21 protein-coding genes, 1 tRNA gene and 5 pseudogenes are annotated in these 26,033 nt (G+C 71.0%); 10 read left to right on the top strand and 17 right to left on the bottom strand.

Going from position 1 to position 26,033, the window contains the following annotated elements:
* Window positions 1–284: 284 nt before the first annotated feature.
* From rho to OH735_RS25835, 7 genes are all read right to left on the bottom strand, one after another.
* Window positions 285–2,333, bottom strand: coding sequence for a transcription termination factor Rho (gene rho / locus OH735_RS25865; protein ID WP_406383957.1), 2,049 nt, complete (start codon window positions 2,331–2,333; stop codon window positions 285–287).
* 387 nt (window positions 2,334–2,720) lie between these two features.
* Window positions 2,721–3,638, bottom strand: coding sequence for a homoserine kinase (thrB, locus tag OH735_RS25860; protein ID WP_384448643.1), 918 nt, complete (start codon window positions 3,636–3,638; stop codon window positions 2,721–2,723).
* A 403-nt stretch (window positions 3,639–4,041) separates the two neighbouring features.
* Complete coding sequence (gene thrC, locus OH735_RS25855) at window positions 4,042–5,112, bottom strand: threonine synthase (RefSeq protein ID WP_406383954.1); 1,071 nt, start codon at window positions 5,110–5,112, stop codon at window positions 4,042–4,044.
* Between the two features lie 6 nt (window positions 5,113–5,118).
* Window positions 5,119–6,468, bottom strand: coding sequence for a homoserine dehydrogenase (locus tag OH735_RS25850; protein ID WP_406383952.1), 1,350 nt, complete (start codon window positions 6,466–6,468; stop codon window positions 5,119–5,121).
* A gap of 126 nt (window positions 6,469–6,594) precedes the next feature.
* Window positions 6,595–7,986 carry a diaminopimelate decarboxylase gene (gene lysA / locus OH735_RS25845; protein WP_406383950.1) on the bottom strand — a complete coding sequence of 464 codons (1,392 nt, stop codon included), beginning with the start codon at window positions 7,984–7,986 and terminating at the stop codon, window positions 6,595–6,597.
* A 26-nt stretch (window positions 7,987–8,012) separates the two neighbouring features.
* A complete protein-coding gene (nrtL, locus tag OH735_RS25840) occupies window positions 8,013–9,008 on the bottom strand; it encodes an ArgS-related anticodon-binding protein NrtL (protein ID WP_406383948.1) in 996 nt (331 codons plus the stop codon).
* 55 nt (window positions 9,009–9,063) lie between these two features.
* Entirely contained in the window at window positions 9,064–9,546 is a 483-nt protein-coding gene (locus tag OH735_RS25835) for a response regulator (protein ID WP_406383946.1), read from the bottom strand.
* Window positions 9,547–9,719: 173 nt separating this feature from the next.
* Between OH735_RS25835 and OH735_RS25830 the strand changes: the two genes are divergently transcribed.
* Window positions 9,720–9,791 (top strand) — tRNA-Arg (locus tag OH735_RS25830).
* Window positions 9,792–9,990: 199 nt separating this feature from the next.
* Here OH735_RS25830 and OH735_RS25825 read toward each other — a convergent pair.
* Genes OH735_RS25825 through OH735_RS25815 form a run of 3 tightly spaced genes read right to left on the bottom strand, consistent with a single transcriptional unit; the run spans window position 9,991 to window position 13,738 of the window.
* On the bottom strand, window positions 9,991–11,064 hold the full coding sequence (locus OH735_RS25825; RefSeq protein WP_406383944.1) for an ABC transporter ATP-binding protein: 1,074 nt from the start codon (window positions 11,062–11,064) through the stop codon (window positions 9,991–9,993).
* Window positions 11,061–12,671, bottom strand: a complete 1,611-nt coding sequence (locus OH735_RS25820) for an ABC transporter permease (protein WP_406383943.1) — start codon at window positions 12,669–12,671, stop codon at window positions 11,061–11,063. Before OH735_RS25820 ends, OH735_RS25825 begins: the two co-directional genes overlap by 4 nt.
* A 5-nt stretch (window positions 12,672–12,676) precedes the next feature.
* Window positions 12,677–13,738 carry an iron ABC transporter substrate-binding protein gene (locus tag OH735_RS25815; protein ID WP_406383941.1) on the bottom strand — a complete coding sequence of 354 codons (1,062 nt, stop codon included), beginning with the start codon at window positions 13,736–13,738 and terminating at the stop codon, window positions 12,677–12,679.
* A 207-nt stretch (window positions 13,739–13,945) separates the two neighbouring features.
* Here OH735_RS25815 and OH735_RS25810 point away from each other — a divergent pair.
* Window positions 13,946–14,143, top strand: a pseudogene (locus tag OH735_RS25810) (DNA-binding protein); the annotation flags it as partial.
* A gap of 289 nt (window positions 14,144–14,432) precedes the next feature.
* On the opposite strand, the gene OH735_RS25805 reads toward OH735_RS25810, so the two are convergent.
* From OH735_RS25805 to OH735_RS25790, 4 genes and pseudogenes are all read right to left on the bottom strand, one after another.
* Window positions 14,433–14,918 (bottom strand): phospholipase, encoded by a 486-nt coding sequence (locus OH735_RS25805; RefSeq protein WP_406383939.1) that lies wholly within the window; start codon window positions 14,916–14,918, stop codon window positions 14,433–14,435.
* 178 nt (window positions 14,919–15,096) lie between these two features.
* Window positions 15,097–15,246 (bottom strand): annotated as a pseudogene (locus tag OH735_RS25800) (LuxR C-terminal-related transcriptional regulator); the annotation flags it as partial.
* Window positions 15,247–15,501: 255 nt separating this feature from the next.
* Window positions 15,502–16,863: an MFS transporter gene (locus OH735_RS25795; protein ID WP_406383937.1), complete on the bottom strand. Its 1,362-nt coding sequence runs from the start codon at window positions 16,861–16,863 to the stop codon at window positions 15,502–15,504.
* Complete coding sequence (locus tag OH735_RS25790; RefSeq protein WP_406383935.1) at window positions 16,860–17,504, bottom strand: helix-turn-helix domain-containing protein; 645 nt, start codon at window positions 17,502–17,504, stop codon at window positions 16,860–16,862. Before OH735_RS25790 ends, OH735_RS25795 begins: the two co-directional genes overlap by 4 nt.
* A 79-nt stretch (window positions 17,505–17,583) precedes the next feature.
* Here OH735_RS25790 and OH735_RS25785 point away from each other — a divergent pair.
* Window positions 17,584–17,727 (top strand): annotated as a pseudogene (locus OH735_RS25785) (CopG family transcriptional regulator); the annotation flags it as partial.
* The gene (locus OH735_RS25780; protein ID WP_406383934.1) at window positions 17,724–17,876 is read left to right on the top strand and encodes a hypothetical protein; all 153 of its coding nucleotides are present in this window, start codon (window positions 17,724–17,726) and stop codon (window positions 17,874–17,876) included. The pseudogene OH735_RS25785 and the gene OH735_RS25780, both read left to right, overlap by 4 nt.
* Window positions 17,877–17,926: 50 nt before the next feature.
* Here the strand turns inward: OH735_RS25780 and OH735_RS25775 are convergent, their stop codons facing one another.
* Entirely contained in the window at window positions 17,927–18,304 is a 378-nt protein-coding gene (locus OH735_RS25775) for a hypothetical protein (protein WP_406383932.1), read from the bottom strand.
* A gap of 348 nt (window positions 18,305–18,652) precedes the next feature.
* Here OH735_RS25775 and OH735_RS25770 point away from each other — a divergent pair, with 348 nt between their 5' ends.
* The 3 genes and pseudogenes from OH735_RS25770 to OH735_RS25760 all read left to right on the top strand — a co-directional run.
* A complete protein-coding gene (locus OH735_RS25770; protein ID WP_406383930.1) occupies window positions 18,653–18,781 on the top strand; it encodes a DUF397 domain-containing protein in 129 nt (42 codons plus the stop codon).
* Between the two features lie 366 nt (window positions 18,782–19,147).
* Window positions 19,148–19,345: pseudogene (locus tag OH735_RS25765) on the top strand (IS200/IS605 family accessory protein TnpB-related protein); the annotation flags it as partial.
* Window positions 19,345–19,851, top strand: a pseudogene (locus OH735_RS25760) (protease pro-enzyme activation domain-containing protein); the annotation flags it as partial. The pseudogenes OH735_RS25765 and OH735_RS25760, both read left to right, overlap by 1 nt.
* A 327-nt stretch (window positions 19,852–20,178) precedes the next feature.
* Here OH735_RS25760 and OH735_RS25755 read toward each other — a convergent pair.
* Together OH735_RS25755 and OH735_RS25750 are read right to left on the bottom strand one after the other, a co-directional pair.
* Window positions 20,179–20,541, bottom strand: a complete 363-nt coding sequence (locus OH735_RS25755) for a peptidase inhibitor family I36 protein (RefSeq protein ID WP_406383928.1) — start codon at window positions 20,539–20,541, stop codon at window positions 20,179–20,181.
* A 195-nt stretch (window positions 20,542–20,736) separates the two neighbouring features.
* Entirely contained in the window at window positions 20,737–21,909 is a 1,173-nt protein-coding gene (locus OH735_RS25750; RefSeq protein ID WP_406383927.1) for a Ku protein, read from the bottom strand.
* Between the two features lie 61 nt (window positions 21,910–21,970).
* Between OH735_RS25750 and ligD the strand changes: the two genes are divergently transcribed.
* The 3 genes from ligD to OH735_RS25735 all read left to right on the top strand — a co-directional run bounded on the left by ligD (window position 21,971) and on the right by OH735_RS25735 (window position 25,894).
* The gene (gene ligD, locus OH735_RS25745) at window positions 21,971–22,867 is read left to right on the top strand and encodes a non-homologous end-joining DNA ligase (protein ID WP_406383925.1); all 897 of its coding nucleotides are present in this window, start codon (window positions 21,971–21,973) and stop codon (window positions 22,865–22,867) included.
* A gap of 490 nt (window positions 22,868–23,357) precedes the next feature.
* Window positions 23,358–25,550: a HEAT repeat domain-containing protein gene (locus OH735_RS25740; protein ID WP_406383923.1), complete on the top strand. Its 2,193-nt coding sequence runs from the start codon at window positions 23,358–23,360 to the stop codon at window positions 25,548–25,550.
* Window positions 25,547–25,894 carry a zinc-ribbon domain-containing protein gene (locus OH735_RS25735; RefSeq protein WP_406383922.1) on the top strand — a complete coding sequence of 116 codons (348 nt, stop codon included), beginning with the start codon at window positions 25,547–25,549 and terminating at the stop codon, window positions 25,892–25,894. The genes OH735_RS25740 and OH735_RS25735 overlap by 4 nt, the downstream gene beginning before the upstream one ends.
* Window positions 25,895–26,033 lie beyond the last annotated feature (139 nt).

Raw genomic sequence — 26,033 nt, 5'->3', positions numbered from 1 at the left:
TTGCACAGCGACCTGTCACGTCCGGATGAGGACGGCAGGGGGACAAAGGGGATGCACGGCATGGGCGATCGGCCGGCGATCCGGCGCTCACCTGCGGTTTCTTGCCCGTTACAGCCGTTGCGGCGGTACCCGTCACGGTGGCCGGCATGTGGCGAAGGTCTCGGATCGACCGAAAGGACCGATTCGACTGCGTCACACCCGCGCGACCCGACGGCACAGGGCCGCCCCCGTCACCGAAGTGGCGGGGGCGGCCCTGTGTGCAATCGGCCGATCCGGTACGGCGGTCAGTCGTTGCCGTTGCCCGGAGCCGGCGTCGTCTTCTGGATCTGGAGCAGGAACTCCGCGTTGGACTGGGTCTTCTTCATCCGGTCCAGGAGGAGCTCGATCGCCTGCTGCTGGTCGAGCGCGTGCAGCACCCGGCGCAGCTTCCAGACAATCGCCAACTCGTCGCTGCCGAGCAGGATTTCTTCCTTACGGGTGCTGGACGCGTCGACGTCCACCGCCGGGAAGATGCGCTTGTCCGAGAGCTTCCGGTCGAGCTTGAGCTCCATGTTGCCGGTGCCCTTGAACTCCTCGAAGATCACCTCGTCCATGCGCGAGCCGGTCTCGACGAGCGCGGTGGCCAGGATGGTCAGCGAACCGCCGTCCTCGATGTTGCGCGCGGCACCGAAGAAGCGCTTCGGCGGGTAGAGCGCGGTCGAGTCGACACCACCGGACAGGATGCGGCCGGAGGCGGGGGCCGCGAGGTTGTACGCGCGGCCGAGGCGGGTGATGGAGTCCAGCAGGACGACCACGTCGTGACCCAGCTCGACGAGACGCTTCGCGCGCTCGATGGCCAGCTCGGCGACGGTGGTGTGGTCCTCGGCGGGGCGGTCGAAGGTCGAGGAGATGACCTCGCCCTTCACCGACCGCTGCATGTCGGTGACCTCTTCCGGACGCTCGTCGACCAGGACGACCATCAGGTGGCACTCGGGGCTGTTGACCGTGATCGCGTTGGCGATCGCCTGCAGGATCATGGTCTTGCCGGTCTTCGGCGGGGCCACGATCAGGCCTCGCTGGCCCTTGCCGATCGGGGCGACCAGGTCGATGATCCGCGTCGTCAGGACGTTGGAGTCGGTCTCCAGACGGAGCCGGTCCTGCGGGTAGAGCGGGGTCAGCTTCTGGAACTCCGGGCGGCCGCGGCCGGTTTCGGGCGCCATGCCGTTGACGGAGTCGAGGCGGACCAGCGCGTTGAACTTCTCGCGGCGCTCGCCGTCCTTGGGCTGGCGCACCGCACCCGTGACGTGGTCACCCTTGCGCAGGCCGTTCTTGCGGACCTGGGCGAGCGAGACGTACACGTCGTTCGGGCCCGGCAGGTAGCCGGAGGTCCGGATGAACGCGTAGTTGTCGAGGATGTCCAGGATGCCCGCGACGGGGATCAGGACGTCGTCGTCGGAGACGAAGACCTCGCTGGCGAAGTCCTCCCGGCCACGGCGGCCACGGCGGTCGCGGTAGCGGCCCCGGCGACCGCGACGGCCGCCCGCCTCGTCGTCGTAGCCGTCGTCCTGCGGGCCGCCGCCCTGCGGGCCGCCGCCCTGCGGGCCCTGGCGCTGCGGGCGCTGGCCGCCCTGCTGGCCCTGGCCACCGCCCTGCTCGTCGCCCTTGCCGCGGCGGTCGCGCTGCCGGTCGCGGCGCTCCCCGCGCTCGCCACGCTCCTGGCGGTCGCCCCGGTCACCGCGCTCTCCGCGCTGACCGCGGTCCTGGCGGTCGCCCCGGCGGCCCTCGGCCGTGTCGGCGGCGGCCTCGGCCTTGGCGTCGGCATGGTCGTCGCCCTTCGGCTCGGCCTGCGCCTCAGTCCTGGCCTCGGCGGCCGGCTTGCTCTCCGCCTTGGTCTCCGGGCTGCCCGCCTGGGCGGTGGCACGGCGCCGACGGCGCTCGCCCGCGGGCTGGTCGTCGCTGGCCGGCTGGCCGGGAATGTCGATCTGCTGCTGGGCAGCGGCCTTCTCGGCGGGCGCGGCGGCCGCGGACTCGTCCCCGGTGCGCGCCTTGGACGTGGCACGGCGCTTCGGCTTGGTCTCGGCATCCGCGGCGGGCGCGGCGGCCTTGGGCGCGGCGGTGTTACCTGCCTGCGCCTCCTTGATGACCTCGATCAGCTGGCCCTTGCGCATCCGCGCAGTGCCCTTGATGCCGAGGCCGGACGCGACCTGCTGCAGCTCGGCCAGGACCATGCCGTCAAGGCCGGTGCCGGAGCGGCGGCGCCGTGCGGTGGTGCCAGTGGCAGCACCTTCGGCGGGCGCGGCGCTGTCGACGGTCTTGTCGGCAGTCACGCCCATCAGATCGGTGGTGTCGCTCACGAAGGGTCCTTCCCTGGAGCGGACGTCGGCCTTCTGGCTCGGCGACCGGTTGTGCTGTCCGACTGCGGTCTTTTTCTTGCGGACCGGGCCGGGGCGGTGGTCCGCCGCGGGTACGGCGGAAAGATGAAAGTGTGCAAGGGTCCGGCGCGAGCATCCCCCTGCTCGGCCCACTCCTGGACTAGCGAGGGGTGTCGTGCCGGTTCCGGAGCGTGCACGAAACTGCTCAGGCAGGCTGCTCAGGCAGTTGGGGAGGCTCCCGGAAGAATTGGTGGTCCCGGAAAGGGACACGGAGCAACGCGCCACGTAGACGTCGGCTGCTGACTTGAGGTTAACACTACCGGCTCCGACAAACATTCCCCCTCTCACTTACCGGCAATCACTTCTCGGCTACGGGGCGAGCGGCAGCACACTCGCGCCCGGGGCGTCGAGAGCGAGCCGGTTGGCCGCCCATCCCTCGCCCGCCAGCCGTGCGACCTTGTCGGCCGCACCGTCCTCGGCCAGTGCGAGCACGGTCGGCCCGGCACCGGAGATGACCGCGGGTACGCCGTCGGCGCGCAGTCGGTTCACGAGTTCCACGCTCTGCGGCATCGCCGGGGCGCGGTACTCCTGGTGCAGCCGGTCCTCGGTGGCGGTGAGCAGCAGCTCGGGCCGGCTGGTCAGGGCCTCGACGAGGAGTGCGGCGCGGCCGGCGTTGAAGGCCGCGTCGACATGCGGGACCGTGCGCGGCAGCAGCCCGCGGGCTGTCTCGGTCAGGACCGGCTTACTGGGGACGAAAACCACCGGAACGATGGAATCCGCGGGATCCATCCTGATCGCACGGGCGGATCCGCCGTCCATCCAGGCAAGGGTGAAACCGCCGAGCAGGCAGGCTGCGACGTTGTCGGGGTGGCCCTCGATCTCGGTGGCGAGCTCCAGCAGTGCGGCGTCATCGAGCCGGGCGTCACCGCCGGTCGTCACGGCGCGGGCGGCGACGATGCCGGCGCAGATGGCGGCGGAGGACGAGCCGAGACCGCGCCCGTGCGGGATGCGGTTGGCGCAGACGATCTCCAGGCCGCGGGGCTGTCCGCCGAGCAGGTCGAAGGCGGTGCGCAGGGAACGTACGAGAAGGTGGCTCTCATCGCGGGGCAGCGTGTCCGCACCCTCACCCGCGATGTCGATGTGCAGTCCGGAGTCGGCTACGCGGACGACGACGTCGTCGTACAGCCCCAATGAGAGGCCGAAGGCGTCGAAACCCGGACCCAGGTTGGCGCTGGTCGCAGGGACGCGCACCCGGACTGCGGCGGCTCGGAAGGCGGGACCGGCCATCGGTTGGACGACTCTCCTTGTGAGGCGGCGGGGGTGGTGAAGCGTTTTTCTCGACGGTGGCGGGACGTCGTGACGGCGGGGAGTGGGATTCCGGGGAAACCGACGGCCACAACGACCCGTGCGCCGCAGCAGATGCGGCGGAGTCGGTTGGGTACAGCTTATCGAAGGAAGGTTCTGTCGCGACATAGGGCGCACAGGAGGCGCACGATGCGTGTCGCCCGCCTCCTATGCGCTCTCCGCCCCGAAAAAGGACGGTTGAGCTGGTTTCTTGCCGACGGACGACCGGGCTTCCCGCGGCAGTGGGCCGGGGCGTCGGGGGCGTGGAGTCGGAGTCGTACGGGCGAGCGGTGACGCCGCCCGCGTTCCCGTCCCACGCCCCTGCCCGGGGCCGGTGTCCCGGTGGTTACGCGAGGCCCAGCTTCTGAGCGGCGGTGGCCGCGTCGACCGGGACCGTGACCGGCTGCGGGGCGCCCGCGACGGCCCAGTCGGGGTCCTTGAGGCCGTTGCCGGTGACCGTGCAGACGATCTTCTGGCCCGGGTCGACCTTGCCCTGTTCCGCGGCCTTCAGCAGACCGGCGACGGAAGCGGCCGAAGCGGGCTCCACGAAGACGCCCTCCTGGGAGGCCAACAGCCGGTAGGCGGACAGAATCTGACGATCCGTCACCTCATCGATGAATCCGCCCGACTCGTCTCGCGCGTCCAACGCGTACTGCCAGGACGCCGGGTTGCCGATCCGGATCGCGGTGGCGACGGTCGACGGGTCCTTGACGATCTCGCCGCGGACGATGGGCGCGGAGCCGGAGGCCTGGAAGCCCCACATGCGCGGGGTGTGCGTGGACATACTGTCCGCCGCGTACTCCTTGTAACCCTTCCAGTACGCGGTGATGTTGCCCGCGTTGCCGACCGGGAGGACATGGATGTCGGGGGCGTCGCCGAGCGCGTCGACGATCTCGAACGCCGCGGTCTTCTGGCCCTCGATGCGGACCGGGTTGACCGAATTGACCAGCGCCACCGGGTAGTTGTCCGACAGCGAGCGGGCCAGCGTCAGACAGTCGTCGAAATTGCCGTCGACCTGGAGGATCCTGGCGCCGTGCACGAGCGCCTGGCCCATCTTGCCGAGCGCGATCTTGCCCTGCGGCACGAGGACGGCGCAGACCATGCCGGCCCGCACCGCGTACGCGGCGGCGGAGGCGGAGGTGTTGCCGGTGGAGGCGCAGATGACGGCCTGCGCACCCTCCTCCTTGGCCCGGGTGATGGCCATCGTCATGCCGCGGTCCTTGAAGGACCCGGTCGGGTTGGCGCCCTCGACCTTGAGTTGCACCTCGCAGCCCGTGCGCTCGGAGAGGACCTGAGCGGGGACGAGCGGCGTACCGCCCTCACGGAGCGTGACGACGGGCGTCGTGCTCGTGACCGGAAGGCGGTCCCGGTACTCCTCGATGATGCCGCGCCACTGGTGGGTGCCCTTGCTGGTCATGGGTCCTTACTCCCCTTCAACACGCATGATGCTGGCGACACCGCGCACGGTGTCGAGCTTGCGCAGCGCCTCGACGGTCGCCGAGAGGGCGGCGTCGGGCGCGCGGTGGGTGACGACGACGAGAGATGCCTCGCCGCTCTCCCGTCGCCCGCCGCCGCCCTCGGCGGAGGCGACCGCGTCGCCGCTGATTACATTTCTACTCTGCTGACGGACGGTATCGATCGATACGCCCTGTTCGGCGAAGACCGTCGCGACCTGGGCGAGTACGCCAGGCTTGTCGGCCACGTCGAGGCTGATGTGGTAGCGCGTGACGACCTCGCCCATGGGGCTGACCGGCAGGCGCGTGTACGCGGACTCGCCGGGGCCGGTGGCCTCGTTGAGTTTGTTACGGCAGACCGCGACCAGGTCGCCGAGGACCGCGGACGCGGTCGGCGAACCGCCGGCGCCGGGGCCGTAGAACATGAGCTGCCCGGCCGCCTCGGCCTCGACGAAGACCGCGTTGTACGCCTCGCGGACGGAGGCCAGCGGGTGGCTCAGCGGGATCATCGCGGGGTGCACCCGCGCGGTGACGGACTGCCCGTCGGCGGCGCGCTCGCAGATGGCGAGGAGCTTGACGGTGCAGCCCATGCGGCGGGCGGAGGCGATGTCGGCGGCGGTGACCTCGGTGATGCCCTCGCGGTGCACGTCACCGATCCTGACCCGGGTGTGGAAGGCGATGCCGGCGAGGATCGCGGCCTTCGCGGCGGCATCGAAGCCCTCGACGTCGGCGGTCGGGTCGGCCTCCGCGTAGCCGAGTGCGGTGGCCTCGTCGAGCGCCTCGGAGTAGCCGGCTCCGCTCGTGTCCATCCGGTCGAGGATGAAGTTGGTGGTGCCGTTCACGATGCCGAGGACCCGGTTGACCTTGTCACCGGCGAGGGACTCGCGCAGCGGCCGTACGAGCGGGATGGCACCGGCCACGGCGGCCTCGTAGTAGAGGTCCCGACCGTGCTGCTCGGCGACGGCGTGCAGTGCGGCGCCGTCCTCGGCCAGCAGTGCCTTGTTGGCGGAGACGACGCTCGCGCCGTGCTCGAAGGCGGTGGTGATGAGAGTACGGGCGGGCTCGATGCCCCCGATGACCTCGATGGCGACGTCGATGTCACCCCGTTTGACCAGGGCTGTCGCATCGGTGGTGATCAGCGCCGGATCGATGCCTTCGCGCACCTTGGAGGGCCTGCGCACGGCGACACCGGCCAGCTCGACCGGGGCGCCGATGCGCGCGGCGAGGTCGTCGGCGTGCGTCGTCATGATGCGCGCCACCTCTGAGCCGACCACTCCACAGCCCAGCAGCGCCACCTTCAGCGGACGCGTACGCATCATCCGACCTCGTTTCCTCTACCTCTTGATGTGTGGTCCAGTCTCACTCACCGGACGGGCGTTCCTGCCACCCGTCCGGATCCTGAGACATCTATGGGTTCCTGGGGGCATACCCCGGGAAAAACGGCATCAGCCGACGTCCAGACGCAGGAGATCTTCCTCCGTCTCGCGCCGCACGATCACGCGCGCCTCCCCGTCGCGCACGGCGACGACGGGCGGGCGCAGCGCGTGGTTGTAGTTGCTCGCCATGGAGCGGCAGTACGCACCGGTGGCGGGCACGGCGATCAGGTCGCCGGGCGCCAGGTCGGACGGCAGGAACGCGTCCTTGACCACGATGTCGCCGCTCTCGCAGTGCTTGCCGACGACCCGGACGAGCATCGGCTCGGCGTCGGAGGTCCGCGAGGCGAGCACGACGCTGTACTCGGCGTCGTACAGCGCCGTGCGGATGTTGTCCGACATCCCGCCGTCGACGCTGACGTACGTACGCAGCCCCTCCAGGGGCTTGATGGTGCCGACCTCGTACAGCGTGAAGGCGGTGGGGCCGACGATGGCGCGCCCCGGCTCGACGGAGATCCGGGGGGTGGCGAGGCCGGCCGCCTCGCACTCACGGGTGACGATGTCGCCGAGCGCCTTGGCGATCTCGTGCGGCTCGCGCGGGTCGTCCTCGGAGGTGTAGGCGATGCCGAGACCGCCGCCGAGGTCGATCTCGGGCAGCTCGACGCCGTGCTCGTCACGCACCTCGGCGAGCAGCTGCACCACGCGCCGGGCGGAGACCTCGAAGCCGGCCATGTCGAAGATCTGCGAGCCGATGTGCGAGTGGATGCCGATGAGTTCCAGGCCGTCGAGGGTGAGGGCCCGGCGTACGGCCTCGGCGGCCTGTCCGCCGGCCAGCGCGATCCCGAACTTCTGGTCCTCGTGGGCGGTGGCGATGAACTCGTGGGTGTGTGCCTCGACGCCGACGGTCACCCGGATCTGTACGCGCTGCCGCTTGCCGAGCTGCTGCGCGATGTGCGCGACCCGGGCGATCTCCTGGAAGGAGTCGAGCACGATCCGCCCGACGCCGACGGTGACCGCCCGCTCGATCTCCTCGACGGTCTTGTTGTTGCCGTGGAAGGCGATGCGCTCGGCGGGCATTCCGGCGTCCAGCGCGCAGGTCAGCTCGCCCCCGGAGCAGACGTCGAGGTTGAGTCCCTCCTCCTTGAGCCAGCGCACGACGGCGCGCGACAGGAACGCCTTTCCGGCGTAGAACACATCGGCGTCCCGCCCGAAGGCGTCGGCCCAGGCGCGGCAGCGGGCCCGGAAGTCGCTCTCGTCGAGGAAGTAGGCGGGGGTGCCGAACTCCTCGGCCAGCCGCGTCACTTCGATCCCGCCGACGGTGACGGCACCGTCCTCGTCGCGGGTGACGGTACGGGCCCAGACCTTCGCGTCCAGGGCGTTGAGGTCGGCGGGCGGGGCGGTGTAGTGCCCTTCCGTCATGACGTCGGCGTGACGGGGCCCGGCGGGGTGTGCGGATCGGCTCATCGTGTTGCTCTGCTCTCTCGGGTCTCTCAGAGGACTTCTGGTGCGCTGATGCCGAGCAGGGACAGGCCGCCTGCCAGCACCGTCCCGGCGGCTTCGGCGAGGGCGAGCCGGGAACGGTGGGCGGCCGAGGGTTTCTCGTCACCGACGGGGAGCGGGCGGGCGCGGTCGTGGAAGTCGAAGAATGCCTGCGCGACCGCTTCCAGCTGCCGGGCGACCCGGTCGGGCTCGCGGTGGAGGGCGGCGACGGCGAGCACCTCGGGGTGATCGGCGAGGAGCGTTCCGAGCGCGGGCGCGTCCACGCTCTCCTCGTACGCGGCACGGAAGCCGAGCTGCTCGGCGTTCCGGCTCAGGGCACGGGTCCGGGCGTAGGCGTACCGCACCCGGAACAGTGGGTTGCTCTCCTGCTGTACGAGGAGCTCGTCGCTTCCCGTGCACCGGGCGCGGTCGTGCGGGGCGGCCCGCAACAGCGCCCAGCGCGCGGCGTCGCTCCCGAGCCGCTCGAAGAGATCGCGGTCGGCGGCGGGCACGGGCACCACATGCAGCGCTTCCCCGCCGGCCGTCCGCTCCCCGATCTCGGCCCCCTGGGCCCGGAGCAGCCGCTCGACGGTCCCGGTGACGACCCGGGCGCGCAGCTCATCGGCGGGTGCGAACGAGGCGGTCACGCCGAGGAGGCCGTCCCCGTGCCCGTAGCGCGTACCGCCCGCTTCGACGGCCCGGACGACCGCGTCGACGGGGTCGGGGCCGCGGAGGGTGAAGTTCAGGAACCCCGGCCCGGTGACTTCGACGCCACCGATTCCCGGCGCCCCCTGGACCCGGGCCCGAAGGATCTCGGCCACTTCCCGGGCCGGCAGCGCGGCGGGCCCGGCCAGCTGGAGGGCAACGGCGCAGGCGTACTCCCCACGCCCGCCGGGTCGTGTCCGCTCCACCCGCACGCGCGCGGGCACCTGCGCGCGCAGGGCGTCCTCGTCGACCGCGCGGCGCACGGCGTGCAGCACGGTCCTGGAGAGATCGGCGGGGGTCACAGGACAAGCGTATGGGAGGACGGGGGCTGCCTCGCGACCCGGTTTCGCCATCCGGTCACCCGGCGGCGCTCTCCGCCCTCCCGGCGCCCTGCCTGCCGTCGAGCGCCGGCGGGTCCTCCCGGGCCAGCAACTGCCGTACGAGCCGCACCAGCTCGCTCGGCTCGAACGGCTTCGCCAGGAACGCGTCGACCCCCGCGGCGGCCCCGCTGTCCACCTCGCAGGGAGTGCAGGCGCTGATGACCGCCACGGGCACATGGCTTGTCCGCGGATCCGATCGCAATCTGGTGGCGGTCTGCACACCGTCCAGCCGGGGCATGACGACATCGAGCGTGATCACGTCGGGGCGGACCTGATGCACCAGATCCAGACACTCGACACCATCGGCCGCGGTCACGACCTCGAAGCCCTCAAGCTCGAGATTGACCCTGATCAACTGCCGGATGACCTTGTTGTCGTCTACAACAAGCACGCGGCCACATGCCCCTGACACCCTTCGAGGGTAGGCGGGGTGTAGGGGCTGCGTCCGGGTTTTGCCCATTTCCGACCCGGGACGAGTGGTGCGGGAAGGTGGCCGGATGTACGCAGGACGTTCCCGCCCTCGCACTCCCCGGCGGCCCGCGCAGGCACCCCCGGCAGCGCCGAAATACCTGTTCACGGACACCCGGCGGAAGCTGGTAGTGTTTCTCCCGTCGCCGAGCAACACAGCGATACGCCCCCGTAGCTCAGGGGATAGAGCATCGGCCTCCGGAGCCGTGTGCGCAGGTTCGAATCCTGCCGGGGGCACTTCGGTTGAAGTGCCTGAGGACCCCGCGATCAGCGCCTGCGCTGATCGCGGGGTCCTCACGTATGTGGAGTTCCCGTTGCAAAGACCTCGCTCAATTTTCAGAGTGACGGCCTGTCAGGTCGGCCCCTCGTACGGGTAGCGCCCGGTCGCGGCGAACAGCAGCACCGCACCCAGCGCGCTCACAACACGGCGCCGGGCTCACACCCCCGCCGCGGCACCCGCCGCGGGGTCCGCACCCGCGACGTGCAGAACGGCCGTGCCGGTCACGGCGAGGCCGGTCGGGTCGCCGGGGCGGTGGGTGAACGTGCCCGGGGCACGCACCTCCACCGGGGCCTCCAGGCCGGGTACCGCCACCGCCACCACCGTGTCGGGGCCGCGGAAGGAGATGTCCACCACGACACCGCGCGGGCTGCCGTCGCAGGGCGCCGTCAGCGCGAGCTGCTCGGGCCGCAGGATGACCGTTCCGCCCGCGCCGTGCACCGGGGTGTCCAGCGGTACGGGACCGAGCGCGGTCTCCGCCAGGTCCCCCTGCCCGGTGCCCGGCAGGAGCACCGCGTCACCGACGAAGCCGGCCACCCACGGATCGGCCGGGGTGCGGTAGACCTCCTGCGGGGTTCCGCACTGGGCGAGGCGGCCCGCGCGGACCACCGCGACCAGGTCCGCGGTGGACAGCGCCTCCTGCTGGTCGTGGGTGACCAGCAGCCCGGTGGCACCCGCGGCCCGGAGCGCGGCGCGGACATCGGCGCGGACTCCCGCGCGCAGGGCGCTGTCCAGCGCGTTGAAGGGCTCGTCGAGCAGCACGATCGCGGGGGCGGGGGCCAGCGCCCGGGCGAGCGCGACGCGCTGCTGCTGGCCGCCGGAGAGCTCATGGGGCATCCGCTCGCCGTAGCCGGGGAGGCCGACGATGTCGAGCATCTCCTCGGTGCGCCTGCGACGTTCGGCGCGGGGCCCGTCCGTCAGGCCGAAGCCCACGTTGCGGGCCACGCTCAGATGCGGGAAGAGGGCGCCCTCCTGCGGCACGATCCCGATCCGCCGCCGTTCCGGCGGGAGCTGGACACCGGGGCCGGCGACGGTCCGCCCGCCGACCTCGACCGTCCCGGCGTCCGCCCGCAGGAACCCGGCGACGATCCGCAGCATGGTGGTCTTGCCGCAGCCGGAGGGCCCGAGGACGGCGGCCAGCTGCCCGGCGGGCACGGTGAGGTCGAGCCCGTCGAGGACCCGCGCGCCGCAGACGTACGCGTGGGTGAGTCCGGTGATGCGCAGGCCGGTCATGTCCGGTGCCTTCCGAGGAGGTACGCGGGCACGGCCGCGATCAGGATGAGGACGGCCGCGTACGGTGCGGCGGCCGCGTACGAGCCGGTCCCGGTCTCCGTCCACAGCCGGGTGGCGAGGGTGTCCATCCCGGTGGGGCGCAGCAGCAGGGTGGCGGGGAGTTCCTTCATGCAGACGACGAAGGTCAGCGCGGCTGAGGCGGTGACCCCGGGTGCTGCCAGCGGCACGGTGACCTCCCGCAGGACACGGAGCGGGCCGCGGCCCAGCGAGCGGGCGACGTCCTCCAGCACAGCCGGCGACTGCAGGACCGCCGCCCGGGTCGCGCCGACGGCGACGGGCAGGAAGAGCACCGCGTACGCGACGACGAGCAGCGGCAGTTCCTGGTAGAGCGGGTAGGCGTAGCGCACGGCGAGGAAGACCACCGCCAGGGCGACGGTGATCCCGGGTACGGCGTGGCCCGCGTACGCCGCCTGCTCCAGCAGCCGGGCGGCGCGCCCCCGGTGACGGGCGGCCAGCACCCCGACCGGGAGGGCCAGGGCCGTGGTGAGGGTGGCGCCCAGGACCGCGACCAGCAGGGTGGTGCCGGCGACCGTCAGAAGCCGTTCCGGTTCCCAGATGCCGGAGCGGCCCACGGCCAGCCAGTACACCAGGGTGCCCAGCGGGAAGAGGACCCCGGCGGCGGCGACGGCGGAGCACCAGCCGAGCGCGGGAACCGTCAGCCTGCCGAGCGGGAGCGGGACGGACGGCCTGGCGGTGCCGGTGCCGGTCCGGGCGTGGCCGGCGCGGCCGCGGGTGCGGCTCTCGGCGGCGACGAGCAGCACCGTCATCAGCACCAGCACCACGCTGAGCGCGGCGGCCGGGGTCCGGTCGAAACTCGCCTTGTACGAGGTGTGGATGGCCAGCGTGAACGTCTCGTACCGCATGATCGAGACGGCCCCGAAGTCGGAGAGCACATAGAGCGCCACCAGCAGTCCGCCGCCTGCCGCGGCGGGCCGCAGCTGCGGCAGGGTGACCCGCCGGAAAGTGCGCCACGGCCCGTGGCCGAGGGACCGGGCCGCCTCCTCCTGGGCCGGGTCGATACCGCGCAGGGCGGCGGTGACCGGGAGGTAGACGTACGGGTAGCTGACCAGGGTGAGCACCAGCGCGGCCCCGCCGAACCCGGCGAGTTCGGCACGCGCGGACACCCAGGCGAAGGCCGCGACATAGCTGGGCACGGCGAGCGGCAGGGTGGCCAGCACCGACCAGGTGCGGGCGGCCGGCAGCGCGGTGCGGACCGTCAGCCAGGCCAGCGAGACGCCGAGTACCAGGCAGGCGGCGACGACCACGACGGCCAGCCCCACGCTGCGGCCGAGCAACTGCGCCGTACGGTCGGTGGCCACGATGCCCCAGGCGTACGCGGGGCCGCGCTCCAAGGCCCGTACCCCCAGGTAGATCAGGGGCAGCAGGGCCAGGACCGCCGCTACCGAGGCGAGGGCGATGAGTACGAGGGGCTGCCTGCGCCCGGCACGCCTGCGCCCGGACCGCGCGGGGGCGGCGTCCGGGCGGGGGATGTGACGGGCGGCCGCCGGCGGGGTCTCCTGGCGACCCCGGGTGCCTGCGACGGTCATGCCGGTCAGACCATCCCGGCTTCCCGCAGCATCTCCAGAGTCGCCTCCAGCGACTCCAGCTTGCTGAGGTCGATCGCGGGCGTGTCCAGCGAGCCGAGCGCCGGCAGGTCGTCCTTGCTGGTGACGCCGGCGGCCAGCGGGTACTCGTGGGTCTCGTCGGCGAAGTAGGTCTGGGCCTCCTTCGAGAGGAGGAAGTCCACTGCCTTCTGCGCGGCGGCGCTGCGGTCGTTGCCCTTGAGGACACCGACACCGGCGACGTTGACGAGGGCGCCGGGGTCGCCCTTCTTCGGGAAGTTCAGCGCGGCCTTGAGCTTCTCCGCGCCCTCCTCGGCGGCCTTCTCGTACCAGTAGTAGTGGTTGATCAGGCCGAGTTCGGCCTTGCCGCCGTCGACCGCGTCGAGGACCGCGCCGTTCTTCTCGTACACCTGAGGGCTGTTGGCCTTGAAGTCCTTGAGCCAGGTGCGGGTCGCGTCCTCACCCTCCAGGACGCGCATCCCGGTCACGAACGCCTGGAAGGAGGCGTTGGTGGGGGCGTAGGCGACCTTGCCCTTCCACTCCGCCTTGGTCAGGTCGTGCACGCTGTCGGGCGCCTTCGCGACCTTGTCGCTGTTGTACGCGATCACCCGGACGCGGCCGGAGACGCCGACCCAGCTGCCGTCCTCGGCGCGGAAGCGCTGGTCGACCCGGTCCAGCGACTCCTTGGACAGCGGGGCGAGCCGGCCTGCCTTGCCGAGCGCCCCCAGGGCGCCCGCGTCCTGCGAGAAGAAGAGGTCGGCCTTGGTCCGGTCCCCCTCCTCCAGGAGCTGGGCGGCGAGCTCGGCGCTGTCGCCGTAACGGACCTCGACCTGGGTGCCGGTGGCCTTCTCCAGCTGGGTGAGGAGCGGGGCGACCAACTCCTCGCTGCGACCGGAGTAGACGACGAGCGGCCCAGCCGCCTTCTTGGGCTTCGTGGCGGCGGAGCCGGCCCCCGAGTCGTCCGCGCTGTCCGTACCGCAGGCTGCGGCGAGCGGCACGAGCAGGGCCGCCACGGCCAGGGTGGAGATACGACGGGGGAGCACGCGTCTCATGGCAAAGCCTTCCTAAAGGGTGAGTCAAGAATAAATATCTAAGGCATGCCTTACCTAAGTGTCAACTTCGGGCGATCTCCGATATCGAACCGGGATCAAACCGCGGGCACCCCTCAGGCCACACCGCCTACCACCTACCGCCTACCGCCTACCGCCATAGCCTCGCGGGCACGGGCACGGGCCTGCAGGACGGCGGCCTCGGCTCGCGAGCCGGTCACCGAATCCATCGCCCGCCACGCTGCGGCCCTGCTGGCCGGAACCGGGCCGCACGGGCACAAGTACGCCATCGACGCCATGCTCGGCGCGACCGCCCTGGCCTCACCCGGCCCCGTCACCGCGCTCACCTCCGATCCGGAAGACCTCACCGCGCTGCGCGGCAGTCGAATTACCGCCATCAAGGTCTGATATTTCACATTTCAGTGCATTTCCAAGTCGCGGGATATGCGCGGGACGAGATGCCTGACGACTCGTCAACCAATCCGTTGAACTGCGAAACCGCGCGGGACACCCACGGCCTCCGGAGCCGTGTGCGCAGGTTCGAATCCTGCCGGGGGCACCACTCGGATCTATGTCCGGTCGACCATCGAACCGGCCGTGACGCCGCCTCTGGCGAGCCCCGGTCCGTAGAGCACCGCGGACCGGGGCACCGGCGATGTCCGTGCCCCGGTCGTCCGCGGGCCGTACTCACGCAGGTTCAGCGCGTGACCGCGGCGGGAAAAGCGGCGGTGCCGAAATCGTCGACGGCCTTGTGGTAGGTCCAGGCAGCGGCGGCGCAGGAGGTCTTCTTCAGGCCTCTGAAGTTGGCGCAGACGCGCTTGAGGTCGGCGTAGAAGGCGCTGTCCAGGCGGGCCTTGTTGGCGGTGAAGGTGCCGGCGGCCTTGTAGTTCCGGTAGCCGAAGTCGTGCCGGGCGCAGGAGTTCTGGAAGGGGATGCCGAAGGGGTTGTCGGGGGAAGCAGTGCAGTAGTCGGTGGACCAGTCGAAGCCGTACGCCCTCCATGCGGACTGGTTCCGGCGGGCGGCCAGCCAGGTGTGGTAGCTGCTCGCGCCGGTCTGCGTGAACCTGCTCAGGACCTGGGGCTTGTCCGCGGGGGCGGCCGAGGCCGGGGAGGCGGCCATGCCGAGCGCGAGGGGCAGGGCGAGAGCGGCGGCGGTCAGGGGGGTGGTGGGACGACGGTGCATCGAGCTCCTCCGTACGGGCTGCTGAAAGGTGCCCGGCGGGAGGGACCCGCAGGGCTGTCCCAGCCTTGCGGAGGGTGCTGCGCCGCGGCCGTATCGGCGGCGTGTCCGAGGAGTTGGGCCAGCTGTCCGGAGTAAAGGTGCGCGCGCCGACGTTCGCCGGCCGTGGACGCGTCGGGCCTCACGAGCGCAGGAACGCCAGCACCGCCAGCACCCGTCGGTGCGTGTCGTCCGCCGGGGGAAGGTCCAGTTTCATGAGGATCGAGCCGATGTGCTTGCCCACCGCCGCCTCGGAGACGACCAGTTGGCGTGCGATCGCCGCGTTGGACTTGCGCGGGCGGCGGCCACCAGGCCGAGCACGTATCCGCACACCCCGAGCATCGGCAGCCCCACGAGCGCGACGCCGATCGCTTCCGGCCAGGCCAGGTATCCGAGGATGTGACGGAAACCGCCCACCCGCCACGGATCACGCCCCCAGAGACGTGCCACCGAACGGGACGAGAAAGCGACAACCCAGTGCATCCAACACCGTTCGGGATGCGCCCAGTACACAGCAGTGGGTCCAAGCCCCACTCCTGCACACTGGCTAAGAACGGTCGGAGTCGACGGTGCTCGGGGAGGACGACACAGTGTGTGGGTGTGGCTGAGGCGTTGCCGCCGGAGTCGGGGGTGTGGGCCCGCTGCGGTGAATCCACAGGAGAGCTCCTGCGAGCAACGCGGCGCCTCCCAGCAGCCACGGCAGCGGGCCTGACGGAAGGACACCAATAACCAAGCCCGTGAGCGCTGCCACCAGTTGCAGCGCGAGAGACTGGACGGACAGCGCGGTGGCCCGGCCCGAACTTGCGACACGGCGGTGCAAGAGCTCGTTCTCACTCGGCCCGGCTGCGCCGAGCCCGAGGTAGACCAGGCCGTAGCCGATGGCCGCGAGGACCACGGAGCCCACGCCTGTGAACGCCACGGTGGCGCCGAGCAGAAGCAGGCCGCTCGCGCTCGCGCCGAGGCTCACCATGACCGCACGCTCGCCACTGCCCGCAAGCCGGGCGGTCAACGGTGAGAGGTGGCTGCCGATACCCGAGCAGATGAATCCGGCGCAGGCGAGTGCGGCAAAGAGCACCGCCCCCGACTCCGATGCGCCCGTGAGGGCCGCGGCACGGCCCGGCGTGAGCAGTTCGATCGCGGCCAGGGCGCTGCCGGCGGCCCCAGCGCTGAGGAGCACCCGGCGGACCAGCGCATCGTGGCCCCCCAGCCGCAGTCCGCCCACGACGGTGGACGGGATGCCTCGGAGTACCACGCGCAAGGTGGCCGCCGGTCGGGGCGGCTCCCGCAGAGCGGTCAGGACATACAACACGAAGGCGATCTCTACTGCTGCACCGAGCAGCATCGGAACGGAAAGGGGCAGCACCAGCTCGGACGTTGCCTCGCTCAGTCGGGCGCCGAGATCGGGGCCGAGTCCGAGCAGCCAGGGAAGGGCACCGCCGAGCAGGGTGCCCGTGGCGAGCGCGGCGGATGTCGCGGAGCCGCCGCGGGCCAGCCCGGTGCGCAGTTCGGCGTCGGGGCCGGAGTGCGCCTGGACGGTGTCGACGTACCAGGCTTCGGCCGGTCCGCTGGACAGGGCACGGCCCGCGCCCACCAGGGCCATACCGAGGCCGAGCAGCCAGGGGGCAGTGCCCAGGCCCACGAGGATTAAGGCGGCCAGGTTCAGCAGGCCGGCCGAAGCCAGAACAGCGCGGCGTCCGAGGACGTCGGACAGTCCTCCGGTGGGCAGTTCCAGCGCGGCAGCGGTGAGCGAGTGCGCGGCGAAGAAGCCCGCGATGGCCGCCATGGTCATGCCGCGCTCGGTGAACAGCAGGATCTGGGGAGCGATGCTCAGTCCCAGTGGCAGCCAGAACAGGACGCAGACCGTGATGTAGCGGCGGCGTGCGGTGCGTATGTCCAGCGGTCCGGTCATGACGCGCCCTCGGCCTCTGTCCCCGCAGGGGCAGAGGTGTCCGCCGCGGCGCCGTGGCCGCGCGGTGCCAAAGGCAATCCGGCGGTGAGGAGTACGACCTGCGCTGCGCGCGGATCTTCTGCATCGCGGCTGGTCAGTTCATCCAGCTTCCGGTCGAGCACGTCCCAGAGTTCGGTGAGCGACTCGGGGGTCAGGCGGGGCATCAGGTCGTTGATTCCGGACGGCTCCACCCACTCCTGTCCCAGCCGCCCATCGGCGATGTCGGCCTCGTACCGGTCGAGAGAAGCCTCCAGGTGCTGGATCTGGGCCCGGCGCGACAAGCTGACGTAGGCGCGGCTGCCCGGCGAGTCCTCCATTGCCTTGTTGCTCCAGGAGGTCACGGAGTGCACCGCCTGCCAGCGGCGCTCCCGCCCGTCACGGTGCTCGGCCTCGGCGACGAACGCGTACTTCGCCAGAACCCGCAGGTGATAGCTGGTGGAAGCGGATGACTCCCCGGTCCTGACCGCGAGCTCACTCGCGGTGGCTGGGCCGTCCTGCCGCAGCAACCCGAGCAACCGGATACGTAGCGGGTGTGTGAGGGCCTTCAGGGCTGCCGCATCCTGCTCGGGATCGAGTACGCGTCTCTGCTCGTCGCTGACCATGACGGGAGAGTAGAACCATCAGAGGTTTTCCAAAAGTATTTTTGCAGAACTTCTTTTGGAAAGTTGGCCGCCGGTGTGGATCGAACGGGACAACCTGAACGAGCTCATCGCGGTCGCCGAGGCCGACCACGGCCCGGTCAGCGAAAAGGAGATCCAGGCCAAGCGCGATCAGCTGCAACGTGCCCGCGAGCAGCAGCAGGCCGACGCGGCGAGTGCCTCGTGACGCGTTCGCCTGCCGCGCCGGGTGGCACGCCGGCCCTGGAGGCACTGGCCAAGGCCGTGCCGCGCGATCGCGAGGTGACCGGCCGGCCTCCCGATCCCGAGGACCTCACCGTTCTGTGCGGCGGGCTCGTCACCGTCATCAAGGTCTGACCGTCGCCGGTCGACGAGCCTGCGCGCGACCGCCGGTTCGGTGGCACGGCCTACGAGTCCGGGTCGTCCGGTCCGCCGGAACCGATCTGTTCCGCTCGCAGCGCCAGATCCTGCAGTACGTCGGCGGAGGACACGTCCGTCTGTCCGGAGTCGTGCACCTGGGCCAGCATCGCGAAGGCCAGCGTGAACGCGCCGACCAGTTGCTCCACCGCACCGCCGACCTCCCGGCCGACCAGGACCGCGACCTCTTCGATCGAGGCGTCCTCGGGGATCGTGATCCGGGGCATCGTCTCGTTCAGGAGCGCGGTCACCACGCTCGAATCGGTTTCCACGTCGTCACGGTCGATGTTCTCTTCAAGGAGCCGACGGATCTCCCCCGCCTCCGTGAGGATTCCCACCACACGCTTCACCACTTCGCTCTGCTCCATCCAGCGAGCATAGGCGCGGAGACGTGCGGTCGGTGATCAGTCGGCGTTTCCCGCAGCCGTCGATCCGAGATGACGAGGGCCGACTCGACCGGGCAAGCGAGGCAACGGTGCCGATCCGGCCATGGCGTGTCCGCACCGGCCGCCCGGCCGGTTCAGACCGGCATGGCGCACGCGGATGCCGCCCCGCAGTGACCCACGGCCCGGTCGTCGCACCCTCGGCGGCGCGGATGGCGGTGCATCGGGCCGACGGGGTGCCTTGTCGACCGTCGGCCCACCTCTCTCACCGATCACCATCAGCTCCCCGACGGCCGGCAGGTACAGCGTGCCGGTGAAGCGCGGCCCTGAGCGGTGAGCCCGGGTCGAGATCGCCGCCAACCTCCCCCACCTCGTCCCGTCCGCGACAGCAAGCGCCCCGCCGGGCCCGTGATCGGTTTCGGGCGGGGCGCCTGGCAGGCGTTCGTGAGGGATCTCGGGTGACCCTCGCCCTCGCCCTCGGCACCGGCAGGCACCGACAGGCACCGACAGGCACCGGTGCCGGGTTCCCCGGGTCGGTAGCGCACAGGAGTGCGATACGCCTCGTGCGTGATCTCGGAGAATTCACGCCAAGTACCCCATCGTCACGCTCACTTGGTCGATTCTTGGTGAATGCATGCCCCTTACATGAGGGGTTGTGAGCTGCTGTCGGTTTGCTGAGCTGAAGTGCGTTGTGGTGAGCAGGAGTGGGTCCTGTCGGCGGCTTCATGGGGTGGGAACGGGGGTTCTGGGGCCGAATGGGTGACCTTGGCGGCTGGTGCTCCTTGGGCTGGGTAGCAGGTGTCCGGTCTCGTGGGAGGGGGTGTTGTGGTGGGTGGTGTACGGGAGCTGGCGGCGCCGTTCGTGGTGCCCGGGCCTTGCAGGGTGGCGGTCCGGGACCGTCTCAAGCACCTCACGCCCCAGGGCGAGAAGGTTCTGCGCGAGGTCGGCGCGTATCAGGGCGCGCTCGCTTCCCGTGACCTCAGGGCCCGTTGTACGGATGGCCTGGAGCACAGCGCGGACACCTTCTGGCCGGGCGGGACGCGAAGGGGCTGGCCACCTGCGCCGCCGCCGTGTCCGACCCGCAGTCCGCTTCGTACGGGCAGTATCTGAGCGCCGAGCAGGCGCAGGCCCGGTTCGGGGCCACGCAGCAGCAGATCGACCAGGTCAGCCGGTGGCTGAAGTCGAACGGGCTGACCGTCACCGGAGCCAACCAGCACTACGTGTCGGCCACCGGTGATGTCGCCGCCACCGAGCGGGCGTTCGGCACTCAGCTGCGCAACTACCGTAAGGACGGGCACACTTACTGCGCCCCGGCCTCCACCGCCTCCGCGCCCGCCGCGCTGAGCGATGCCGTTCTCGCCGTCTCCGGCCTGGACAACGCGCCGCACAAGTCGACCCACGACGAGACGCTGCCGCCGCCGGACGCGGTGTTCCGCAACTCCGGCCCCTTCTCCTCGTACTTCGGCTCCAAGACCGCGTCGTCGCTGCCGAGCGCCTACGGATCGAAGGTGCCGTACGCCGTCAAGGGGTACGAGGACGTGACGGGGGTCGGGACACCGGCGCCCGGATATGTGAACTCGTACCGTCTGCGCTGACGTACGGGTTTGCACCCCGGCTGCCCCGGAGCCGCTGCTCCGGGGCAGCCGTTCGTACCGGGCGGAGCCGACCGGCCCCTCTCCCGGGAATCAGGCGTGTGCCGCGGCACGTGATCGCCAGGGTGACCGAAGGGCCAGTTGTTCCGCGAGATCTACGGCGCGAGTGCCAGGGCGTGTCCGACGACATCGTGTGCTTGATCTGTCGTCGGTGCAGGTAATCATCGCCGCACCGGCCCCGGCCGTCACCGACCCGTCAGACAGGTCCTAGCAGGCTCGCCATGAGGTGATTCGGTCGTTGGCTGTCCGTCCGATATTGCCGCGCGATTCGCCCGGGCTCACGATCGCCAGGACCGATCCGCCGTAGTTGTCGTTGTCGTAGAAACAGACCCGGGAACCGGTGCGGTTCCAGAGGGAGGTGGTCAGATCGTTCATCGTGCTGCCGACGTTGGCACGGTTCGTTCCCGGCACGAAGAGGAAACGTCCCTCGTAGTTGCTGTCGCCCCACACGCATACGTAACCATTGGGGCAATCATTGGGGTTGGCGCTCGCCGGCGCCGCTCCTGTGACAACCGAGGCTGCCATCATGCATGCCCCGGCGATAACACCGGAAATCAGAGTCCTATTCACAGGCCTCCGCCTTTCTCTCACGGTCTCCGTACCACCCGCACACGAAACCCCTGTTTCGCAATGGCGGCGTATTCGTCAAATTACCCTGCTGACAGGGCTGTCAGAGTTTTTCCGTGGCCCGGAAATACGTGCGGCGGATGAGCGGTTTCAGGCCGACCGGATTCGCGCCGTTCCGCACTCCCTCTGTGAACCTCGTCAGGCCGAGGCGCGCTTGCGGGGGGATGCCTTCTTCGCCGTCGGCTTCGGCTTCGGCGTCGGCTTCGGCTTCGCATCCGACTTGGCGCCCGACTTCGCGGTGGACTTCTTCGCCGAGGAAACCGAGGACGCGGAGGATGCGGCGGATGCGGAAATCCCCGAAGTCCCCGGGACAGCCGAGGACTTGGCGGCCGACTTCTTCGTCGTCGACCGCGCGGCGGATTTCTTGGCGGGCGCCCTGCTCGGCGTCGAATTCTTCGCGGCCGTCTTCTTGGCTGACCCGGTGGCCTTCTTCTTCGCTCCCGTTCCGCCCGACTTCTTGCGGCCGGCGAGCGAAGTGACCCTGGCCACGGGGGCGTTCGCCGGTGCTTCCTCGGACTGGGCCGTCGGCTCCTCGCCCCGAGCCGCCTTCGCCGCCCGGACGCTGCTCTCCAGCGCCGCGACCAGGTCGATGACCTTGCCGCCGGCTTCCGCCGTCTGGGCCGGTGCCACGCTCCGGCCCTCCGCCTTCGCCGCGATGAGTTCCTCGACCGCCTCGCGGTAGTCGTCGCGGAGCGAGTCCATGTCGACCTCGCCGAGTGTGTTCATCAGCGCGTCGGCCAGGTCGAGTTCGGCGTCGCGGACCTTGACCTCGGCGTCCGGGGCGACGCCCTCCGGGCTGCGGATCTCGTCCGGCCACAGGAGGCCGTGCATGGCGATCACATCGTCGACCACCCGCAGCATGCCGAGCCGTTCGCGGCCGCGGAGCGCGTACTTCGCCAGGGCGACCTTCTCGCTCCGCTTCAGCGCCTCACGCAGCAGGATGTACGGCTTGGCCGCCGGTACTCCGTTGGCGGAGAGGTAGTACGCCGCGTCCATCTGGAGCGGGTCGATCGAGGCAGCCGGCACGAAGGCGACGATCTCGATCGTCTTGGCCGTGGGGAGCGGCAGCGCGCTGAGGTCCTCGTCGGTGATCGGGATCACCGAGCCGTCGGCGTCCTCGTACGCCTTGCCGATCTCGGCCGCGGTGACCTCCTCCTCGTCGATCTCGCAGACCTTCCGGTAGCGAATCCGGCCGCCGTCGGCGAGGTGGATCTGACGGAAGGAGATCGAGTGGTTCTCGGTGGCGTTGACCAGTTTGATCGGGATGCTGACCAGCCCGAAGGAGATGGCGCCGTTCCAAATGGACCTCACCGTTCACCCCTTGCGTCCGCATAGATACCTATAGATCCATGAAACATGTGATTCTTATCGTATGACGCCGATCACGGAGGTGGAGGGGCGGCGGCTGGCGCTCAGCAACCTCGACAAGGTGCTGTATCCGGCCACGGGAACCACCAAGGGAGAGGTGCTCCACTACTACGCGACCACCGCCGCACAAGCCCTGCTGGCGCAGCTGCGCGGCCGGCCCGTGTCCTTCCTGCGCTACCCGGACGGGCCGGACGGGCAGCTCTTCTTCACCAAGAATCCGCCGCCGGGTACGCCGTCCTGGGTACGGACCACCCCGGTGCCGCACCAGGAGGACAAGCAGGCCAGGCAGGTGGTCGTGGAGGATCTGGCCTCGCTGATGTGGGCGGCCAACCTGGTGGTGGAATTCCACACTCCGCAGTGGCGGGCCGAAGCGCCCGGGATCGCCGACCGGATGGTGTTCGACCTGGACCCCGGTGCGCCCGCGACCGTCGTGGAGTGCTGTGCGGTGGCGTTGTGGCTGCGCGAGCGGCTGGCGGCGGACGGGTTGTCCGCGTACGGGAAGACCTCCGGGTCGAAGGGGCTGCACCTGCTCGTACCACTGGAGCCGACCCCCGCCGATCGGGTGTCCGCGTACGCGAAACACCTGGCCGTCGAGGCGGAACGGGAGCTTCCGGAGCAGGTCGTGCACCGGATGACGCGGGCGTTGCGGCCGGGGAAGGTGTTCGTCGACTTCAGCCAGAACGCGGCGGCGAAGACGACCGCGACCCCCTACACGCTGCGCGCCCGGCCCGAACCGACCGTCTCGGCGCCCGTCACCTGGGCGGAGATCGAGGCGTGCCGGACGCCGGGGACGCTGGTCTTCCTGGCCGGTGACATGGCGGCGCGGCTGGAGCGGCATGGGGATCTGCTCGGGCCGCTCAACGATCCGGACCAGGCGCAACCGCTGCCGACCGCGCGGTAGCGGTAGTGGTGCTCCGCGGCAGGCGCGGGTGGTCTGCCACGGGAGTCGGGGCTGGAGCGGCACGGTGGTCTGCCACGAAGTTCGGGGCCGGAGCAGCACGGTGGTCTGCCACGAAGTTCGGGGCCGGAGCAGCACGGTGGTCTGCCACGAAGTTCGGGGCCGGAGCAGCACGGTGGTCTGCCACGAAGTTCGGGGCCGGAGCAGCACGGTGGTCTGCCACGAGGTTGGGGCCGGAGCAGCACGGTGGTCTGCCACGAGGTTGGGGCCGGAGCAGCACGGTGGTCTGCCACGAAGTTCGGGGCCGGAGCGCGAGGCGTGTCGTACGGGCCGTCGAGGCGGCCGGAATTCGCCCCTGCGGCCACATACCGCATGGCGGACGATCTTGTCATGTCCGTAAGGAAAAGACCGCATGCGCAGGGCGGAGCGTCCGAACCGTGGTGCACACTCCTCGCAGACACTGCTTCGTGGAGTTGCGTGGGGAGGCGATGGCGTGTTCGCAGGGATCGACGAGGTCGACTGGGCCTCGATGGAGCATGCCTACGGGCCTGCCGATGATGTGCCGGAGATGCTGCGGGGCCTCGCGTCCGACGATCCGGCAGAGCGCGAGGCGGCGCTGGACGGTATGTACGGGGCCGTTCACCACCAGGGCGATGTGTACGCCTGCACGCTGGCCTCCATTCCTTTTCTGTTCGAGCTGGTCGTGGATCCGGGGATTCAGGACCGGGGCAGCATCGTCGAGCTGCTGACCAGCATCGGCGGCATCGATCTGGACGGGGACGACGAGGACGAGATCGACGAGGAGGAGATCGAGGGCGCGGCGAACTACGCGATGGCGGCGACGGCCGTCACCGCGGGCGCCGGGGTGTTCTGCGAGCTGATGGCCGACGAGGACCCGGGGGTACGGCTCTCCGCTCCCCTGGCGCTCGCCACCCTCCACAACCGCCCGGCGCGGGTGCTCGCGCTGCTGCGGGAACGGCTGCCGGTGGAGATGGACGAGGAGGTGCGGCTCGCCCTGGTCGAGGCCGCCGGGCGGGTCGCTCTGCGCCACCGTGGGCTGGCCGGGCAGACGGCCGGCTGGCTGTCCCGGCTCGCCGGTGAGGGGTTCCCGCCGGGGCTGCGGCTGGCCGCCCTGGCCCAGTTGGCGCGGTGCGCGCCCGACGCGCTGCCGGGTGATGTCGTACGGGTGGTGACGGGGCTGCTGCGGCAGCTGCGCTCCGCGCCCGCGCGGAGGTCCGGGGCGGCCACCACGGCCGACGACCGGACCGGCGCGGCCGCCACCCAGGCCGAGGCGGTCGCGGCCCTCGACGCGCACACCGAGTCGGCCGGGGCCGGGGAGCCGCCCGCCGAGGAGCGGGCCGCGCCGGTGACGCTGGTGGGGCAGTTGCGGGCGCTGTCCGACGAGGAGACCTCGGGGCGCACCGCCCCCTGGACGGCGGATCTGCTGCGGACGCTGCACGTCGGGCTGGACGACCGGGTCGCCGAGCGGACGGCGCTGCTGTCGGACCAGCTGCGCAGCCCCGACCGGCGGCAGCGCATCGACGCGCTGCGGATGAGCAGCGGGCTGATCCGGGTCTGGCGCGGCTCGTACGAGGAGCTGGTCCGGCTCGTCGGTGAGCAGCTCGCCACGCCGGAGCCTTGGCTGGCCGGAGCGGCCGCGCATGTGCTGGAGGATCTCTTCGGGCTGGCCGCGCCCGCCGCCGACGCGCTGGCCGCGCGGGTGGCGGCGGACCCCGATGCCTGGGTGCAGGACTGGCCGAGCGGCCCCGCGGGGCTCGGCAGTGCGGTGAAGGCGCTGGCCCGGCTGGGTGACGCGCGAGCCGTGCCCGCGCTGGCCGCGGCGCTGGAACGGCCCGAAGTGCCGCACGACGTGGGGTTCGCCATCGGCCACCTGGGCGCGGCGGCGGCCCCGCTGGCCACGGCGCTGCGCCGCAGGCTCGGCGAGGTCCGTCTCGACGAGGCGGCGCACGACCTGGCGGGCCCGCTCCTCGCGGGGCTGACCGCGCTGCGGGCGGGCGAGGCGACGCCGGAGGTGCTGCGGGTGCTGCGCGGCGCGCCGGAGTACCGGGGCGAGTGGCTGCGTACGGCGGCGCTGCGGGCGCTCGGCTCGTTCGGGCCCGCCGCGCACAGTGCCGTACCGGAGTTGCGTACGCTGCTGCGCCGTCCCGGGTCCACCTCGGCGACCGAGGCGGCGGAGGCGTTGTGGGCGGTCGACGGGGATGCCGACGCCGTGCTGCCGGTACTGATCGAGGGCCTCCAGGCGGAGCGCGTCCACGAGCGGCGCTCCGCGGTGAACGCGCTGGGCAGGCTCGGGACGTGGGCGGCGGTGACCGCGCCCCGGCTGCGCGCGCTGCTCCGACACGAGGAGCCGTGGCTGCGGGTGGACGCGGCGGTCGCGCTGTGGGACGTGTCCGGGCGGGCCGACGAGTCCGTGCCGGTGCTCCTGACGGCCTGGGAGCAGCATCGTCATGTTCGGGTCCGGGTGGCGGAAGCCCTGGCGCGGACGGGGGTCGCTGGTGCAGGGTCGGACATGGCGCACGCGCTGCGCGCCGAACTCGCCTCCGTACGCCGTCACAACGCGATGGACGGCGGATACGGCAGCCACGACACATACGAGGACGAAAAGCTGCTGGCGCTCTGTCGGCAGGCTCTTCTGGGTGATACGGGGAAGGGACCCACAACGTGATCATTTTCGGTACGCGGGGTTATCTGTACCAACTGGCCATCCTGACGATTGTCTGCGGCTGGTGCGGCAATCCGGCCGCCCACACGCTGCGCAAGCGGGTCACCAAGTTCACGCTGTTCTTCGTGCCGTTGTTCCCGTTCTCGACGAAGTTCGCGACGCAGTGCACGTTCTGCGGCGGGGAGCAGCAGATCCCGAAGGAGCAGGCCGAACAGCTGCTGGCGCAGCATGCCGCCTCGCAGAACGGCAACCCGTTCGGGCAGGCGCAGGGGCAGGGACAGGCACCGGCGCAGGGGCAGCCGGGATACGCGCCGGGCGGACAGGGCCAGAATCCGTACCAGCACTGACCAGCACCAAATGGGCATAACAGACTTCCTTCCGAATAAGGTCTATGAGGCATGGGCCATGGGAAGGAGGCTGTCATGCGTCCGCAGTGCCAAATGCGGTGCCGCACGGCGGCGGCCCTCGGGGCCGTCGGTGTGTCCG

The sequence above is a fragment of the Streptomyces sp. NBC_01618 genome (assembly GCF_045209435.1).
In the GTDB taxonomy this organism is placed as follows: domain Bacteria; phylum Actinomycetota; class Actinomycetes; order Streptomycetales; family Streptomycetaceae; genus Streptomyces.
The sequence above is the reverse complement of the archived record's forward strand: the minus strand, read 5'-3'. Positions and strand labels throughout refer to the sequence as shown.